The organism is Pandoraea sp. CB10b_02 (genome assembly GCF_002216225.1).
GTDB classification, from domain to species: Bacteria; Pseudomonadota; Gammaproteobacteria; order Burkholderiales; family Burkholderiaceae; genus Pandoraea; species Pandoraea nosoerga.
On record NZ_NJGW02000023.1, the window covers coordinates 57,655 to 74,642 of the forward strand.

The window sequence follows — 16,988 nt, forward strand, 5'->3', positions numbered from 1 at the left end:
AGGCGCATCGGCTCCCGACGCGCGCGCCCCCCGGTCTTCCCGTCCCTCGCCGTTGCGGCTGGCCGTGCTCGGCGTCGTCACGCTGCTGCTCGTGTCGGTATTTACGGCGCTCGGCACCTGGCAGGTACATCGCCGCGCATGGAAGCTCGAGCTCATCGAGCGGGTCAACACGCGCGTGCATGCGCCGCCCGCGGCCGCGCCAGGCCGCGCGCAGTGGCCGGCCGTCAACGCCGCCGACGATGAGTACCGTCACGTCTCGCTCACCGGCACCTACCTGTTCGACAAGGACACGCTGGTGCAGGCCGTCACCGATCTGGGCGGCGGATACTGGGTGCTCACGCCGCTGCGCACGGCCGACGGCAGTGAGGTGCTGATCAACCGGGGCTTCGTGCCGCCCGGCTGGCGGGAGTCCGTTCCGCCCGCCCCGGCGGGAGACGTCACGGTCACGGGGCTGCTGCGCATGCCGGAGACGGGCGGCGGCTTCCTGCGCAAGAACGCGCCGTCGGAAAACCTGTGGTATTCGCGCGATGTCGCGGCCATTGCCGCCGCGCGCGGACTCTCGAACGTGGCGCCCTACTTCGTGGACGCCGATGGCAAGCCCGGCGAGCGCGCCAAGCTGCCCAACGGCGACGGCGAAGCCGCCACCGGCAGGGCGCCCGCGCTCGACTACCCCGTGGGCGGCCTCACCGTGGTGCAGTTCCCCAACAACCACATGAGCTATCTGCTCACGTGGTACGCGCTCGCGATCATGTCCGCCGTGGCCGGCGGGTTTGTCATTCGCCTCGAGCTGCGCAACCGGCGGCGCGACGACTGAACGTCGCCTGTCGCCAGCCTTCGCCCCTGGCCCCCCCTGGCCATCCTGGCCCCCCCCTCGCCCCTGTCGCCCCCTGCCGCTTCGCGTGCCACGGACTCAGCGGGCTGCTGCCGCGTTCACCGCCGCGGCGATCTGCGTTGCGAGTGCCGGTAGCCGCGCGTCGTCGAGCGCGGCGTAGCCCAGCACCAGTGCAGGCGGCATGGCGCGCGCCCGCGCGAACTCCGCCAGTCCTTCCACGTAGACGTCCCGCTCGCGCAGCGCCGCCACGAGCGCGGCCTCGTCGACGTGCGCCGGCAGCCACAGCACGCAGTGAAAACCGGCGTGCTCGCCGGTGATGCGGCACGGCGCCGTCATCGTCGCTCGCAGCGTGTCGAGCAGCAGGTTGCGCCGGCGCAGGTAGACACTGCGTGACGCGCGCAGGTGCCGGGCGAAATCCCCCGCGTCGATATAGCTCGCCAGCGCCATCTGCTCGACGAGGCTGTTGGCACGGCCCGACGCCGAGCGCAGCAGCGCAATGCGCGCAAGAAGCGCCGGCGGTGCGATCAGGTACCCGATGCGCAGCGACGGGAACAGCGACTTGTTGAAGCTGCTGCAATGGATCACGCGCGCCTGCGCGTCGATGGCCTTGAGTGCCGGCAGCGGCGCACTGCCGTAGCTGAACTCGCTGTCGTAGTCGTCCTCGACGATCCACACGTCGTGGCGCGCCGCCCATTCGAGCAGTTGCATGCGCCGATTGATGGACATGGTGGTGCCGAGCGGCGCCTGGTGCGCCGGCGTCACGTAGGCGATACCCGACGTGGCTCCCGCTCGCCGGGCGGCCCCGGCGGCATGCGCGGCAGCGGCGAGCGCGAAGCCCTCGTCATCGACCGGCACGCTCACGCAGCGCGAGGCCGGCACGCCGATCAGTGCCGACAGGTTCTTGTACCCCGGGTCTTCGAGGTAGCACCAGGTTGTGGCGTCGGCGAGGACCTGGGTGATCAGGTCGATGGCATGACGGATGCCGGTCGTCACGACGATGTCGGACGCCTCGCAGGCAATGCCGCGCGTGACGCGCACGTAGCGGGCGATGCTCTGTCGCAGCGGCGCGTAGCCGCGCGGGTCGGTGTCGGCGAGCTGCGCTGCCGTCACCGTGCGCAGGGCACGGTTCATGTGGCGGCGCCAGGCCGGCAGCGAGAACAGCGCCGTGTCGACGGAGCGTCCGGTCTTGAGCGCGAGCGACGCGGCGTTCTCGGGTAACGGTTCGATCGCTGCCGGCGCCTCGCGTCGTGCATGGGTCGTCGGCGCGGCGCCGGCAAGGTCGGCGAGCACCTCGGTGCCTGCGCCCACGCGACTCACGACATACCCTTCCAGCGTCAACTGCTCGAAGGCCAGCTCGACGATGCCGCGCGACACGCCCCAGCGCTCGGCCAGCGTGCGCGTGGACGGCAACCGGTCGCCACGGCGCAGTTCCCCGGCCAGAATGCGCTCTCGCACGCAGCGGTAGACCCAGGCCTGTCGCGTCTCCTTCTCATGACGATCGGCGAGCGGCAATTCGAGCGATTGACTGATGTGGCGTCGGCGCATGGTGAGTCGGGCTCCGGTCAGGCTTCAGTTCGGCTTCAGTTCGGCATCGGTCAGACTCCAAAGTGGCCTAATAGAAAGCACGATAAATGGCGCTTCGAATTATACAAGTCAGATCGTATCCTTTATCGCCATGACACCTGTTCCCCGCGGGGCAATGCGGCGAGCGCGTGATCCGGGACATCCGGCAATCGATCACCAATGGAGAAATCGATGGAGTTGGCACAACGAGAAGCGGTCGGAGCGAAGTTCAGCGCCGCCGCCATGCAACGCGCGCAGGCACTGACGTGGGAAGCGACCGAAAAGATTGCCGAACTGATCGTGCCCGGCATGCGCGAGTCGGAGGCGATTGCCGCGAGCAAGACCCTGCTCGGCACGCGCGGCATGGACCGCATCTGGCATCCGGTGCTGATCCGCTTCGGCAAGAACACGCTACGCACCTTCAGCGAGCGCAGCGACGATGATCCGATCCTCGGCGAGGACGACATCTACTTCATCGACATCGGCGTGGTATTCGGCGCGCACGAAGGCGACTGCGGCCTCACACGCGCGACCGGCTCGGATCCGGAGATGCGGCGCTGCGCGGACGACGCCAGGCGTCTGTTCGACATCGTGCAGGCACACTGGCGCGAGCATGGCGCAAGCGGTCAGGCGCTGTACGAATTTGCGAAGGCGCAGGCCGAGGCGATGGGCTGGGTGCTCAACCTCGACATCAAGGGCCACCGCGTGAGCGACTTCCCGCACGCTATCTACAAGGGCGGCAAGCTCGGCGATCTCGCCGACACGCCCAGTGGCGGCCTGTGGATTCTGGAGATCCAGATCGCGCACCCGACACGTCCGTTCGGGGCGTTCTACGAGGACCTGCTCGTCTGAGCGGCGGCGTCATCGCCGTTTTGCCCCCCGATCTTGCCATCCGACCCACAACGCCGTGGCGAGCGTGCAACAGCGCCGCGGCGGATCGCGCCGTTTTGATGCCGGCCGAGCCCGCAAACGCTACCTTTCGGTCCGGCAAATGCGGCCTCGCATCTGACCCTCAATACTGTCCGATGCTTGCCCGTGAAGGCAGGCGGGCACTTTCGCGAATTGTCCAGTGCCACGCCGGTATCCCGGCGTGGCCCGTCGCCCGGACTTTTGGCGCATCTTTCCCCAATTACCCGTTATGCGTTACCGTTCGTCTGTCGACGGAGCTTCACGCACGACTGCTGTCCGGCAGCGCAGACATCGCCGCGCCGGGCGCCCGCCCCAGGGCGCCCGGCCTTCGAGCGAGCTGTCCCTCGTGCGCCCGTCGCGCGCGCTGTTGAAGTTTTCCCATCTCGCTCAAGAACGAACGACACAAAGACGATGAAAAATCCAACCTTCACCAAAGCGCTTTTGGCCACGGCCCTGAGCTGTGCGCTGTTCAACGCCCACGCGGCCTCGCAGGCGCCGGTCGGCGCGGAGAACGGCATGGTCGTGACCGCCCAGCACCTCGCGTCGAAAGTCGGCGTGGACGTGCTCAAGGCTGGCGGTAACGCGGTCGATGCCGCCGTTGCCGTGGGCTACGCACTCGCCGTGGTCTATCCGGCCGCAGGCAACATCGGCGGCGGCGGCTTCATGACGATCCAGCTCGCCGACGGCCGCAAGACCTTCCTCGACTTCCGCGAGAAGGCCCCGCTTGCCGCGACCGCGAACATGTACCTCGACAAGGACGGCAACGTCATCAAGGGCGCCTCGACCACCGGCTATCTGGCCGTGGGCGTGCCGGGCACCGTGTCGGGCATGGAATACGCGCGCGAGAAGTACGGGACGAAGACGCGCCAGCAACTGCTCGCGCCGGCCATCACGCTCGCCGAGAAGGGCTTCGTGCTCGATCAGGGCGACGTGGACATGCTGTGGACGTCGACCAAGGATTTCGAGAAGGACCGCGCCAACTCGGGCGCCATCTTCCTGAACAAGGGCCGACCGTTTCAGCCGGGCGAGCGCCTGGTGCAGAAGGACCTGGCGCGCACGCTCAAGCTGATCAGCGCCAAGGGCACCGACGGCTTCTACAAGGGTGAAGTCGCCGACAAGCTGGTGGCGTCGATGAAAGCGGGCGGCGGCATCATCACGCAGGCCGATCTGGACCAGTACAGGACGCGCGAACTCGCGCCGGTCGAATGCGACTATCGCGGCTATCACGTGGTCTCGGCCCCGCCCCCGAGCTCGGGCGGCGTGGTGATCTGCGAGATCATGAACATTCTCGAAGGCTACCCGATGAAGGAGCTGGGCTATCACTCAGCTCAGGGCGTGCACTACACGATCGAGGCGATGCGTCATGCCTACGTCGATCGCAACAGTTATCTGGGCGATCCGGACTTCGTGAAAAACCCCATCGCGCAGTTGCTCGACAAGAACTACGCCGCCAAGATCCGGGCCGCGATCAACCCGCAGAAGGCCGGCATCTCGCAGGAGATCAAGCCGGGTGTGCCGCCGCATGAAGGCAGCAACACCACGCACTACTCGATCATCGACCGCGAGGGCAACGCCGTGTCGGTCACCTACACGCTTAACGACTGGTTCGGCGCGAAAGTCATGGCCAACGGCACGGGCGTGCTGCTCAACGACGAAATGGACGACTTCACCGCCAAGGTGGGTGTGCCGAACCTGTACGGTCTGATCCAGGGTGAAGCGAACGCCATCGGCCCGGGCCGCCGTCCGCTCTCGTCGATGAGCCCGACCATCGTCACGAAGGACGGCAAGCCGGTGATGGTGGTCGGCACGCCGGGCGGCAGCCGCATCATCACGGCGACGCTGCTCACCATGCTCAACGTCATCGACTACGGCATGAACCTGCAGGAAGCCGTCGACGCACCGCGCTTTCACCAGCAGTGGATGCCCGAGGCGACCAACCTCGAGACGTTCGCGCTGAGCCCCGACACGCAGAAGATTCTGGAGAGCTGGGGCCACAAGTTTGCCGGCCCGCAACCGGCGAACCACGTTGCCGCGATTCTCGTGGGAGCGCCGTCGCTCGGCGGCAAACCGATCGGCAAGAACCGTTACTACGGCGCGAACGATCCGCGTCGCAATACGGGGCTCGCACTCGGGTATTGAGGCGCGCCTGGCTCCGGGCGTCGCGCGACGGCGTCCGGATCGGCAAGACGACGGGGCCGCTCGCGCGGCCCCTTTTTTTGCGCCGGCGTTGGTGTCAGCGCCGGTGATCGACGCGGCGCGCCAGCCGCTCGCCCAGGAACTGCACCAGCGTGACCAGTGCCACGAGAATCGCGATCACGTTGAACATCACGGCCGTCTCGTAGCGCTCGTAGCCGTAGCGCACCGCGAGATCGCCGAGACCACCCGCCCCCACGGCGCCGGCCATGGCCGACGCGCCGACCATGGCGATGACGGTGACCGTCGCGCCGCCGAGGATGGCCGGCAGCGCCTCGGGCAGCAGCACATGACGCACGATGTGCCAGCGCCGGCATCCCATCGCGCGCGCCGCCTCGATCAGCCCCGGTTCGATTTCGCGCAATGCAACCTGCGTCACGCGCGCGAAGAATGGTGTCAGATGCACCGCGAGCGGCACGACGGCCGCCCAGGTGCCCATCGTCGTGCCGACGAGCCAGCGCGTGACCGGCAGCAGCGCCACGAGCAGAATGATGAACGGCACCGCGCGAAACAGATTCACGATCACCGAGAGCACGCGATGGAATCGCGGATGCGCGGCAAGGCCGCCGGGCGCGGTCACGACGAGCACCACGGCGAGCAGCAGGCCCGCCGCGAACACGATGGCGCACGCGCTCGTGACCATCAGCAGGGTTTCGCCGAACGCGCGCAGGTATTTGTCGACCATGATGAATGCCGGAAATGCGAAAACGAGGATTGGGGATTCAGCGCTCAGCTGCCGTGGGCGGCCGCGCGCACACCGGTGTACGCCGGACGCCCCTGCCAGGCGTGCTGCAGCGGGCGGAGCAGCGCACGCGTGGCCGCGGACAGCGGATTGGCGAACACTTCCGCTACGGGGCCGAGCTCGGCAATGCGGCCCTGGTCGAGCACGAGCACGCGCTCGCAAGCCTGGTGAATCACCCCCATGTCATGCGTAATGAGCACGACGGTGAGCCCGAATTCGCGCTGCACGTCGCCAAGCAGCGCGAGAATGGCGTCGGTCGTCTCGGGATCGAGCGCGGACGTCGCTTCGTCGCACAGCAGAATCTCGGGCCGATGCACGAGCGCACGGGCGATGCCCACGCGCTGCTTCTGGCCACCGGAGAGCATCGCCGGATAGGCGTGGGCGCGGCCGGCCAGCCCGACGAGCGCGAGCAGCTCGTTCACGCGCGGCGCGATCTGCGCCTTCGGCACACCGGCCACCCGCAGGGGCAGCGCCACGTTCTCGAAGACGGTCTTCGCCGAGAGCAGGTTGAAGTGCTGGAAGATCATGCCGATGCGGCGTCGCAGATCGACGAGCGCCTCCTCGCCGAGCGCCGCCACGTCCACGCCGTCGACCTTGACCTGCCCGGTGCTTGGCAGCTCCAGCGCGTTGATCGTGCGCAGCAGCGTGGATTTGCCCGCACCGCTGCGCCCGATGATGCCGAAGCGCTCACCGCGCTGCACGGCGAACGACACGTCCTGCAGCGCTGCGCTCGACGCGCCCGGGTAGACCTTGCCGAGGCCCTCGAAGGTGATATGGGCGGCCTCGCGCGCGGCAGCGCCCGGCAAACGGGTCACGGGCGCAGGGAAAGCCGGTCGGTGCGTCATCGCAGGCTCCTCTCGAACGTCAGAATGCCGGGACGACCGAGCCCTGGTACTTCCTTTCGATGAACCTGCGCACCTCTTCCGACTGGTACGCCTTGACGAGCGGCGCGACCCACGGCGCGTTCCTGTCCTTCTCGCGCACGGCGATGATGTTGACGTATGGATTGTTCTCCCGCTTTTCCACGGCGATGCCATCGCGCGTGGCGATCAGTCCGACCTGGTAGGCGAAGCTGTTGACGATCGCCGAGGCGTCGACGTCCGGTAGCGAGCGCGCCAGGACCACGGACGCGCTTTCGATGAACTCGAGCTTGCGCGGATTGGCCGTCACGTCGGCCAGCGTTGCCGTGCCGGTGTAGGGATCGAAGCCGTCGCGCAGCCTGACCAGACCGTGGTCACGCAGGATCACCAGCGCGCGGGTCTGGTTGCTCGGGTCGTTCGGCAGCCCGATCTTCGCGCCGACGGGCAGTGCTTCGAGCGACTTGTACTTCTTCGAATAGAAGGCAATGGGAGAAATGAGCGTGTCGCCAACCGACACGATCCTGTAGCCGCGCTGCCTGACCTGGTCGCGCAGGAACGGGATGTGCTGGAATGAGTTGGCGTCGAGATCGCCGTTGTTGAGCGCCTCATTCGGGCTCGCCGTGCCGGTGATCACGATCGGCTCGACGTTCAGGCCGCGCGACTTCGCCACCTTCGTGACCACTTCCCAGATTTCCTCGTCGACGCCGCCGCGCACGCCCACCTTGAGCGGCTTGTCGGCCGCGTGTGCGCTCCCCGCACCGAGCGCGCCGAGCGTGCCGAGTGCGCCGATGGCCAGAGCGGCCGAGAGACTGCCGAGCAGGTGAAACAATTGGCGGCGTTGCATGAGGCATTCCCCTTATCCGTTGACGTGTGTCGCGCCGTTTGAGGCGAACGCACAGTCTAGGAAGCCGCGCCGGGCGCCGTCCAATAACCAATTTCGCAAAGCAAATACGGCGCGCGTCGCAGAGCTTTTGCGCGAGCCGCGATCTCCTTGGCAATGCGTCTCTTGTAACTTTTTGTAATACGAACGACGAAAATTCCGGAACTCCCCGGACGAGCTTCGTCCAACCGGTTTCCCTTCATGTGCTGTATTGGCGCCGCACGCCGCGCACAGATGCGACCCCTCACTCATTCCTCTACGGAACCGCGAAGATGTTTGCCCAGTGGTACCCGCTGCCGAAACCTCCATTGCCTCGCGCGTCGCAATCGCTTCGCCTGTCGTCCCGTCCGACCTTGCTGCGGCAGTTGCCTGCTCTCCATGGCGTGTCGCCGCGCGCGATCGCGCTGGCGCGTCTCGTGCTGTTCGGCGTGATATTGCTCATTGCCGGACTTCCCATCAGCGATGCGCTCGCGGCCAACGCGCATCAGACCAGCACGGGAAAGCGGCGTCTTGACGCCACCAAGAAGAAGGCGGTGGCGAAGGCGTCGGCCAAGGCAATGCATCGCAAGGCGGCGACGAGCACGTCGCAAACGCGCGCCGCCCGTCACGGCAGGGCTTCGCGTCACGCCGCGACGACGCGTCGGCCAACGGCCGCGCAGCGTCGTGTTGCGCCCAAGTCGCCCGCGGCGAAAGCCGCGTCGCATCGTCGCGCACCGAAATCGGCGATCGCAGCGGCGCCGTCCACGCAGCTCAGCACCGATGCCAGGCCGCGTCTGCTCGCACGCTGCGGCTTCACGCCGGCGTCTCGCAAACGGTTGTTTTCGCGGGCGGTCTATATCGTGGACGAAAAGACGCGCACGCCGCTCTACGCCAGGAACGCGGACCGGGTGCGGCCCATCGCGTCGCTCACCAAGCTGATGACGGCCATGGTGTGGCTCGACAGCGGGCCGGCCATGCGCGCGCCGTTGCGTGTCACGAGCGCCGATCTCGACACGTTGAAATTCTCGCATTCGCGTCTCGCGGTGGGCTCGACGCTCTCGCGCGCCGACATGCTGCACATCTCCCTGATGGCCTCGGAGAATCGCGCGGCCGCAGCGCTGAGCCGCGACTATCCGGGCGGACGCGCGGCGTTCATCAACGCCATGAACGCCAAGGCGCGCGCGCTCGGCATGCCGAACACCCGCTTCGAGAACGCCACGGGCCTGTCGCCGCGCAACGTCTCGACCGCGCGAGAGCTCGCGCGCCTCGTGCGGGCGTCGAACGGCTACCCGCTGATTCGCCGCTACTCCATCGACCATCAGCAAAAGGTGCGCACGGGCAAGGGTCAGCTGCAGTACGTCAATACGAACCGGCTGGTGCGCTATGGGAAGGTGCACGCAAGCGTGCAGAAGACCGGCTTCATCAACGAGTCCGGCCACAACATGGTCATGCGCGTGATGGTGCACAAGCGGCGTCCCGTCATCGTGACGATGCTCGGCAGCGACACCCCCGAAGGCGCGCGCCTCGATGGCGTGCGCATCGCCCATTGGCTGTCGTGCTCGTTGAAGTGAGCGCTGTACCGGCGGCTCACCAGTACCACGCCCTAGCGGATCCGGTCGAATAACGGGGACGCCTGGCTGGCAGCCGCCAGCTCGGAGGCCGCGGCAAGCAACGCGGGCCCCAGCCGCGCCATGCGCGCCTCGTCCAGCCGGATCAACGGCCCTGCGATGCTGATCACGCCCAGCGCGGGATAGCCTCGACGCAGAATCGGCGCCGCCATTGCCGTCATGCCGGGCGAAAACACCTCGTTGATCGTGGCGTAACCGCGCGCCCGCGCGGCTTCGAGAAACGCCAACAGTCCCTGCACCGTCGTCGGCGCGTTCGGGCCGTAGTCCCTTGGCTGCCCGAAGCCCTGTCGACTCACCAGTGCCAGCGCACGCTCGTCGGTCATCGTCATCATCCACGCGTGCCCCGTGGCCGAACACGACAGGATCGTATCCATCCCCATGTCGGGGTCGTACTTCAAGCCCTTGATCGCCCCCTGGGCTTTGGCGACCCATGTGAGACGATCGCCGTCGGCGATTGCCAGGCGCACCAGTTCGCCCGACGTCTGCGCGAGCCGGTCGAGAATCGTCTGCGCCATATCGACGATGCCGGAGGTGCTGAGAAAACTCAGGCCCAGGCCGACGAGCTTCGTCGTCAGTACGTAATCACCGTGCTCACGCAATTGGCGTACATAGCCGAAGGTCTTCAGATCGCTCAGCAAGCGGTGACAGGCGCTGCGCGGAATGTCGAGTTCGTCGGCGATGAACGCCAGCGGCGTGCCGCCCACTTGCTGAGCCAGCAGTTCCAGAATGGCGAGCGTGCGCTCCATGACGCCGTTCATCCGTCTCCTCCATGGGGCTGCCGCGGTCGTGACGCGGCGAATTCCGCATTATGGCATCTGATTCCAGTCCAGAATAGTGTTCCACCGTGATCGCTACTATCTGCTTGCCAGCCCGGGACAGGCCCGGGCGGCCCCCTCTATCCGCTCGGCCCGCGGCGGCGGCAGATGCCGATGTTCCGATCTCCGGCGAGCGGTGAGCATGGGGCATAACGACAAATCATCGTCAGGAGACAGGCATGACACACGCAACGCCTTCAGTGCCGGACGCATCGATGCAAACGCGTGCGGTGAGCGCCGCGACCATCGGCACCGCACTGGAATGGTTCGACTTCACGTTGTATGGCGCATTGGCGGCCACACTGCTGCCGAAGCTCTTTTTCCCCGCGATGGAGCCCACGTCGGCGCTGCTCGCGTCCCTCGCCACGTTCGGCGTGGGGCTCGCCGCAAGACCGCTTGGCGCGATTGTCTGCGGCTCGCTGGGCGACAAGTTCGGGCGCCGGAATCTGATGCTTGCCACCGTCTCGGTGATGGGCGTGGCGTCGGTGCTGATGGGACTGTTGCCCACTTACGCGCAGATCGGCGTATGGGCGCCGATCCTGCTGGTGGCGCTTCGCATCGTGCAAGGCTTCGCGCTCGGTGGCGAGTCGACCGGCGGCCAACTGATGGCCATCGAGCACGCGAGTCCCGAGCGCCGCGGGAAGTATTCCGGACTGCTCGGTATCTGCTCGCCCGTGAGCCAGATCCTCGCCAATGCGGCACTTTTCGGATTGTCCGCGGCGCTGTCGGCGCAGGCGTTCGAATCATGGGGATGGCGCGTGCCGTTCCTGCTGAGCTTCCTGCTCGTGATCGTGGGCGTCTACATTCGCCTCAGGGTACATGAGACGCCCGCGTTTGCCGCGATGCGGTCCGCCGCGCAGATCGTCAGGGTGAGCAATCCGCTGCGCGACGCCGTGCGGCTGCACTACAAGCCGCTCATTCGCTGGACGCTCTTCTTTTGCGGGCCGGCCGCCATCTTCTATCTGATCGTGGTGTTCTCGCTCAGCTACATCACCAAGACGCTTGAGGTGCCGAAGCAGACGGCATTCATGCTGTTGATGGGTGCGAACGTCTTCGCCATCTTCGGCGCGCTGTTCGGCGGCATGCTCAGCGACCGCATCGGGCGCAAGAAGGCGCTGGCTATCGGCTCGTGCGCCACGCTCGCTATCTCGCTCGTCTACTTTTCCGTGCTCGATACGCGCAGCTTCGTGCCGATGTTGCTCATCATGGGCCTGTTCCTGGGCTTCACGCAGTATCAGAGCGGCATTCAGCCGGTCGCCTTCGCCGAGGCGTTTCCGACCAACGTGCGCTACTCCGGCTCCGCGCTGGCCTATACCGGCGCGAATCTGCTCACCGGCGGCCCGATGCCGATGGTCGCGGTGTGGCTGCTGTCGATCAGCAACGGATCGCCGTGGGCCGTCGTGGCGCTGTGCGCGACGCTGAACGTCATTTCGCTGGCCGCCATTCTCATCGGGCCCGAAACACGCGGCATCGACATGCATCGCACGGACTCGGCCCAGGCGCTGTCGGGCGAGGGCCCCGCCGCCGCCGATGCCACCGCTGCCGCCGCGCTGGAGACGCCGCGCGGCGTGCGCAACAGTCACTGAACAGCCGCTGACGGCTGGCTCTTACAGTTTTACAGGAATCGAATTTCTCATCATGTCCGACCTCGTCTACGTTCTCAATGGCCCCAACCTCAATATGCTGGGCAGGCGCGAGCCGCATCTCTACGGGCATACGACGCTCGCCGAGATCGAGCAGACCGTTCGCACGCTCGCGGCACGTCTCGAACTGCGTTGCGAGTTCCGGCAGACGAACAGCGAAGCGACCATGGTCGATTGGCTTCAGGAGGCATTCCAGGCCGATGCCGGCGTCGTGCTGAATCCGGCGGGCTTGTCGTTCCGGTCGATCCCTGTGCTCGATGCGGCCAAGTTGCTGCGGCGGCCGCTGATCGAGGTGCACATCACCAACATCCACAAGCGGGAGGAGGTCTATCGCCACTCGTTGATCTCGAGCGTGGCGACCGGTGTGATCTGCGGCCTTGGCGCGCAGTGTTATCCGTTGGCGCTGCAGGCCATGGCTTCGATGCTGGCCGGCGGTTGAGCCATCGGGCGGGGCGCGGATGCCGGCGCCTGGGGAGCGCCGGCGAATCGCGTCGTCGATACGTGCGGGCCGATCAGCGCCGGCGGGCGTGCCAGCGTCCCCAAAGAGCGGTGGCAAGGAGCAACAGCGCGCCCGCACCGATCACCGCGTCGAAACCCTGGTTGAACGCCGCATGGGAGAGCGACGTCAGCGCGTCGGCCATGCCGGGGGGCAGACGTTCGGCGACGAGCTGCGCTTCGTCGAGACTGTCACGCACGGTGTCCGGCAGCGTCGCCACTTGCGGCACGTCCATCGCGCGGCCGTAGACGAACGTGAGCAGGCTGCCCATGAACGTCACGCCCAGCGCTCCGCCGAGTTCGTAAGATACTTCCTCGACGGACGCCGCCATGCCGGCCCGCTCGCGCGGCGCGCTCTGCATGATGGTGCTCGACGCCGCCGTCATGGTCGCGCCAACGCCGAGCCCCAGCACGACGAGCGCCAGCGCCCAGAGCATGAAGTACGCGTCGCGCAGGAAGAGATAGCCCCCCATGCCCGCGGCCGACATCGTCAACGCAATCGATAGCAGGCGCGGACTTCCCATTCGCGGCAGCATCCGCCCCGCGATCGGGCCGGCGACGAACGCTGCCAGCGACAACGGCATGCCGGCCAGCCCGGCTTCGAGCGGCGAGTAGCCCATCACGAGCTGCAAGCGCTGGCTGAACACCAGTTGCATGCCGATGAGGGCCGCCGCCGCCATGAGCGCAGCCGCCACGGCGAGCGCGAATACCGGGTTGCGGAACAGCGTGAAGTCGAGCAACGGATGCACGCTGCGCTGCTGGCGCTTGACGAACGCCCACAGGAAGACAGCGCCGACGAGCGCGGCAATACCCACCGTCGCCCAGTCGGGCGAGATCTTGCCGGCGCTCTTGATGGCATACGTCACGCCGATCAGGCCGACCATGAAGAGCAGCGAACCGAACCAGTCCCATGGTTGCTTCGACGTTGCCGCGCCCTTCGGGATCAGCCACCAGGCGAGCGGCAACGCGATCAGCACGATGGGCACGTTGATCAGGAACACCGAACCCCACCAGAAGTGCTCGAGCAGTGCGCCGCCAAGAATCGGGCCGAACGCGGCGCCGCCCGATGCCACCGACGCCCAGATGCCGATAGCCAGCGCCTGCTCGTGCGAATCGGCAAAGGTCAGGCGGATCAGCGAGAGCGTGGCAGGCATCATCATGGCCGCGCCCAGGCCAAGGAAACCGCGCGCGGCAATCAGCACGTTGGCGCTCGGTGCGAACGCGGCCGCCAGCGACGCCGCGCCGAATACGGCAAGTCCGGCAAGAAAGAGCTGCTTGTGGCCAAGGCGATCGCCCAGGGTGCCCATGCCGAGCAGCAGGCCCGAGACGACGAGCGCGTAAGCGTTGACGATCCACAGCTTGGCGGAGGCCGTCGCCGCGAGATCGTGAGTGAGACGAGGCAATGCCGTGTACAGCACCGTCATGTCGATCACGATGAGCAGCAGCGCCACCGACACGACGGCGAGCACGAGCCAGCGGCGAGCGCCGCTTGCCCGGACTGCCGGATGCGAGGAGGTATGCAGGCTGGACATCGGAAAGCTCCTTGGTTGTGGCAGGCCGTTTCGGTCGGACTGACCTGCGCGTACTGGATTTTTCTTTACGGGAAAACCCGTATGATCCATCAGCAAAGCGATTGGGAAAAGTTGGATTCCATCCGTGAAATAGATGGATATGCTGCGATTGCGGAACTCTCGCACCCTTGTGCCGCGACCCGCCGGGGATTCCGCACGGCGATTGCGGTTCGGCGGAGCCGATTCGAACGGACGTAGCGGACGTAATGGGCGTAAGGACGTAATTGACGTAAGGGACGTTCCATGGTGGCCGTCAAGACTGGCGGTGCACCAGCGAGGCGCATACAATTTGCGCCACATTCCCATTCGGCGGAAATCCCCCGACTCTTTACATGGCATCCCACCCCACTCGTATTCCCGACGCGGTGTCGCTCCCTGAGCTGACGCTGCGCGGCATGATTCTCGGTGCACTGATCACCGTGGTGTTCACCGCCTCGAACGTCTATCTCGGCCTGAAGGTCGGGCTGACCTTCTCCTCGTCCATTCCTGCTGCGGTGATCTCGATGGCCGTGCTGCGCGCGCTTCGCGGCGGCAACATCCTCGAGAACAACATGGTGCAGACGCAGGCCTCGGCGGCGGGCACGCTCTCGTCGATCATCTTCGTGCTGCCCGGCCTTTTGATGATCGGACACTGGCAAGGCTTTCCGTTCTGGCTGACGCTCGCGATCTGCGCGTCGGGCGGCATTCTCGGCGTGCTGTTTACGATTCCGTTGCGGCGTGCGATGGTCGTCGACAGCGATCTGCCCTATCCCGAGGGCGTGGCCGCCGCGGAAATACTGCGCGTGGGCAGCGCGGGCAACGAGGCCTCGCAGGACGCTATGAAAGCGATCGGCGAGCGGGGACAGGAGGCCAGCGGCGTGCGCGAGATTGCGTTCGGCGGCGTGGTGTCGGCCCTGTTCGCCTTTGCGACGACCGGCCTCAAGGTGCTTGGCGAGAGCATTACCGCATGGGTGCCCGCCGGCGCGGCCGTCTTCCGTCTGACCACGGGTTTTTCGCTTGCGCTGATCGGGGCGGGTTATCTCATCGGGATTGTGTCCGGATTGGCGATTCTATTGGGCATCGTGCTGAGCTGGGGCATCGCCGTGCCGGTACTGACGTCGATCACGCCCAATACCGATGGGCTGGCGATCGCGGCGTTTGCGAACGGACTGTGGCAGCACAAGGTGCGCTTCATTGGTGCGGGCACGATCGGCGTTGCCGCGGTCTGGACCCTCATTACGCTGGCCAAGCCCATGATCGATGGCGTGAAGACGTCGTTTGCCGCACTGGGGCAATCGCGGGGTGGACGTGCGAAGAGCATCACGCTGGGGCGCACCGAGCAGGACCTGTCCCCGTATTGGGTGATCGGCCTCACACTGGTGTGCGTGGCGATCTGGGTCGTGACGTTCGGGGCGTTCCTCGCGGACGCGCCGCTGTCGTTCGGCGGCATTGCGACACTGGTCGTTTGCAGTGTGGTGTTCGCCGTCGTGTTCGGGTTCCTGGTGGCGGCGGCGTGCGGATACATGGCCGGATTGGTAGGCTCGTCGGCCAGTCCGATCTCGGGCATCGGTATCGTCGCGGTGGTGCTGGTGTCGCTACTCATTCTCAGCGTGAGCCAGGCGAGCGGCCTGCTCGATACCGGCAGCGGCAGCAAGCTCGCCATTGCGTTGGCGTTGTTCACCACGTCCGCGGTGATCGCCATCGCCACGATCTCGAACGACAATCTGCAGGATCTGAAGACCGGGTGGCTCGTGGGTGCGACGCCGTGGCGTCAGCAGGTGGCGCTTCTCGTCGGCTGCGTGGTTGGCGCGGCGGTGATTCCACCGGTGTTGAATCTGCTCTACAACGCGTATGGTTTCACGGATGCGCTACCGCGCGCCGGCATGGATCCGTCGCAGGCGCTGTCCGCACCCCAGGCGATCCTGATGACGGCCATCGCCAAGGGCATCTTCACCCATCAGCTCGACTGGTCGATGCTCGGTATCGGCGCAGTGCTCGGTATCGCGTTGATCGCGATCGATGCGGCGTTGGCCAGACGGGGGGGCGTGGCGCGCGTGCCGGTGATTGCCGTAGGTATCGGCATCTATCTGCCGCCGACGGTGGGTTCGGTGCTCGTCATCGGCGCGGTGCTCGCGTGGATTGCGCAACGCTTGCTCAAGGCGCGCGCGAAAACGCAGGGCAAGAACTTCGGGGCTATTGCCCAGGCCGCGGAACGACGCGGCGTGCTCCTGGCCTCCGGCTTGATCGTGGGCGAAAGTCTGGTTGGCGTTGCGATGGCGATGGTCGTCGGCGTCACCGGCTCGGACGCGCCGCTCGCGATCGCCGGCAAGGGTTTTGCCGCCACGTCCGAATGGCTCGCGCTGATCGTCTTCGTGGGCATTTGCGCTGTGGTGGTGCGCCGGGTGTTGGCTGCAGCGCCGGCAGCTCGATAGGACTCGACGTCACGACAGATCCGCCAGGGCAGCGACGGATAGAACGGCGCTGCTCTGACGGCGTTGTGTGCGAGGCAAAGGCGGGATATCAAAGGTGCCGTAATCTCCGGCGCCTTTTTTGTGTCTGCGACAAGGTCGACATGGGGGCGGAGTCCCGGTGGCTACCCGTCTGAATCGAAACGTGGATGAAGACGAAGGGGTCCCTGCGCGAGTCTCCCGCAAGTGGCCCAGCGGCTTGAGCAGTCGTCTGCAAGTCAGCATGCTCGTCCGAGCATCTGAGCATGGGGCCATCCATGCATACCAAGGCTTCATTTTCGGAGGCAGGCAAAAGCAACACTCAAGCGCCCCTGCAAAGCAAAAACCCCTTACCAGGCGCCTGGCAAGGGGTTTTTAAGGGGAGCCTGACGATTACCTACTTTCACACGGGAATCCGCACTATCATCGGCGTGGAGTCGTTTCACGGTCCT

General features: G+C 66.3%; 12 protein-coding genes and 1 pseudogene. 7 read left to right on the forward strand and 6 right to left on the reverse strand.

Annotated elements, in window-relative coordinates; genetic code table 11:
- Positions 1-64 precede the first annotated feature (64 nt).
- Complete coding sequence (locus CDN36_RS19330; protein WP_353846872.1) at positions 65-814, forward strand: SURF1 family protein; 750 nt, start codon at positions 65-67, stop codon at positions 812-814.
- Positions 815-910: 96 nt separating this feature from the next.
- On the opposite strand, the gene pdxR is transcribed toward CDN36_RS19330, so the two are convergent.
- A complete protein-coding gene (pdxR, locus tag CDN36_RS19335) occupies positions 911-2,377 on the reverse strand; it encodes a MocR-like pyridoxine biosynthesis transcription factor PdxR (protein ID WP_287497654.1) in 1,467 nt (488 codons plus the stop codon).
- A gap of 210 nt (positions 2,378-2,587) precedes the next feature.
- Here pdxR and CDN36_RS19340 point away from each other — a divergent pair, with 210 nt between their 5' ends.
- The gene (locus tag CDN36_RS19340; protein WP_287497655.1) at positions 2,588-3,247 is read left to right on the forward strand and encodes a M24 family metallopeptidase; all 660 of its coding nucleotides are present in this window, start codon (positions 2,588-2,590) and stop codon (positions 3,245-3,247) included.
- Positions 3,248-3,820: 573 nt separating this feature from the next.
- Positions 3,821-5,443: a gamma-glutamyltransferase gene (gene ggt / locus CDN36_RS19345; protein WP_370750490.1), complete on the forward strand. Its 1,623-nt coding sequence runs from the start codon at positions 3,821-3,823 to the stop codon at positions 5,441-5,443.
- A gap of 94 nt (positions 5,444-5,537) precedes the next feature.
- Here ggt and CDN36_RS19350 read toward each other — a convergent pair whose 3' ends face one another.
- The 3 genes and pseudogenes from CDN36_RS19350 to CDN36_RS19360 form a co-directional block, all read right to left on the reverse strand.
- Positions 5,538-6,182: a methionine ABC transporter permease gene (locus CDN36_RS19350; protein WP_150557222.1), complete on the reverse strand. Its 645-nt coding sequence runs from the start codon at positions 6,180-6,182 to the stop codon at positions 5,538-5,540.
- Between the two features lie 101 nt (positions 6,183-6,283).
- Positions 6,284-7,084 (reverse strand): annotated as a pseudogene (locus CDN36_RS19355) (methionine ABC transporter ATP-binding protein); the annotation flags it as partial.
- 19 nt (positions 7,085-7,103) lie between these two features.
- Positions 7,104-7,943, reverse strand: coding sequence for a MetQ/NlpA family ABC transporter substrate-binding protein (locus CDN36_RS19360; RefSeq protein ID WP_287497656.1), 840 nt, complete (start codon positions 7,941-7,943; stop codon positions 7,104-7,106).
- A 308-nt stretch (positions 7,944-8,251) separates the two neighbouring features.
- On the opposite strand from CDN36_RS19360, the gene CDN36_RS19365 reads away from it, so the two are divergent.
- Complete coding sequence (locus tag CDN36_RS19365) at positions 8,252-9,529, forward strand: serine hydrolase (protein ID WP_287497657.1); 1,278 nt, start codon at positions 8,252-8,254, stop codon at positions 9,527-9,529.
- Positions 9,530-9,561: 32 nt separating this feature from the next.
- On the opposite strand, the gene CDN36_RS19370 is transcribed toward CDN36_RS19365, so the two are convergent.
- Entirely contained in the window at positions 9,562-10,344 is a 783-nt protein-coding gene (locus tag CDN36_RS19370) for an IclR family transcriptional regulator (protein ID WP_150557219.1), read from the reverse strand.
- A gap of 236 nt (positions 10,345-10,580) precedes the next feature.
- On the opposite strand from CDN36_RS19370, the gene CDN36_RS19375 reads away from it, so the two are divergent.
- Both CDN36_RS19375 and CDN36_RS19380 read left to right on the forward strand, forming a co-directional pair.
- Complete coding sequence (locus CDN36_RS19375; protein ID WP_287497658.1) at positions 10,581-11,987, forward strand: MFS transporter; 1,407 nt, start codon at positions 10,581-10,583, stop codon at positions 11,985-11,987.
- A gap of 52 nt (positions 11,988-12,039) precedes the next feature.
- Positions 12,040-12,483 carry a type II 3-dehydroquinate dehydratase gene (locus CDN36_RS19380; protein WP_150557218.1) on the forward strand — a complete coding sequence of 148 codons (444 nt, stop codon included), beginning with the start codon at positions 12,040-12,042 and terminating at the stop codon, positions 12,481-12,483.
- A gap of 73 nt (positions 12,484-12,556) precedes the next feature.
- Here CDN36_RS19380 and CDN36_RS19385 read toward each other — a convergent pair whose 3' ends face one another.
- On the reverse strand, positions 12,557-14,071 hold the full coding sequence (locus CDN36_RS19385; RefSeq protein WP_287497659.1) for an MFS transporter: 1,515 nt from the start codon (positions 14,069-14,071) through the stop codon (positions 12,557-12,559).
- 371 nt (positions 14,072-14,442) lie between these two features.
- Between CDN36_RS19385 and CDN36_RS19390 the strand changes: the two genes are divergently transcribed.
- On the forward strand, positions 14,443-16,521 hold the full coding sequence (locus CDN36_RS19390; RefSeq protein WP_287497660.1) for an OPT family oligopeptide transporter: 2,079 nt from the start codon (positions 14,443-14,445) through the stop codon (positions 16,519-16,521).
- Positions 16,522-16,988: the final 467 nt, after the last annotated feature.

Coding starts and splice junctions, on each gene's coding strand:
- CDN36_RS19340 (WP_287497655.1), top strand. CDS start 2,588: ATGGAGTTGGCACAACGAGAAGCGGTCGGAGCGAAGTTCAGCGCCGCC.
- ggt (WP_370750490.1), top strand. CDS start 3,821: ATGGTCGTGACCGCCCAGCACCTCGCGTCGAAAGTCGGCGTGGACGTG.
- CDN36_RS19375 (WP_287497658.1), top strand. CDS start 10,581: ATGACACACGCAACGCCTTCAGTGCCGGACGCATCGATGCAAACGCGT.
- CDN36_RS19390 (WP_287497660.1), top strand. CDS start 14,443: ATGGCATCCCACCCCACTCGTATTCCCGACGCGGTGTCGCTCCCTGAG.
- pdxR (WP_287497654.1), bottom strand. CDS start 2,377: ATGCGCCGACGCCACATCAGTCAATCGCTCGAATTGCCGCTCGCCGAT.
- CDN36_RS19370 (WP_150557219.1), bottom strand. CDS start 10,344: ATGAACGGCGTCATGGAGCGCACGCTCGCCATTCTGGAACTGCTGGCT.
- CDN36_RS19365 (WP_287497657.1), top strand. CDS start 8,252: ATGTTTGCCCAGTGGTACCCGCTGCCGAAACCTCCATTGCCTCGCGCG.
- CDN36_RS19350 (WP_150557222.1), bottom strand. CDS start 6,182: ATGGTCGACAAATACCTGCGCGCGTTCGGCGAAACCCTGCTGATGGTC.
- CDN36_RS19385 (WP_287497659.1), bottom strand. CDS start 14,071: ATGTCCAGCCTGCATACCTCCTCGCATCCGGCAGTCCGGGCAAGCGGC.
- CDN36_RS19380 (WP_150557218.1), top strand. CDS start 12,040: ATGTCCGACCTCGTCTACGTTCTCAATGGCCCCAACCTCAATATGCTG.
- CDN36_RS19360 (WP_287497656.1), bottom strand. CDS start 7,943: ATGCAACGCCGCCAATTGTTTCACCTGCTCGGCAGTCTCTCGGCCGCT.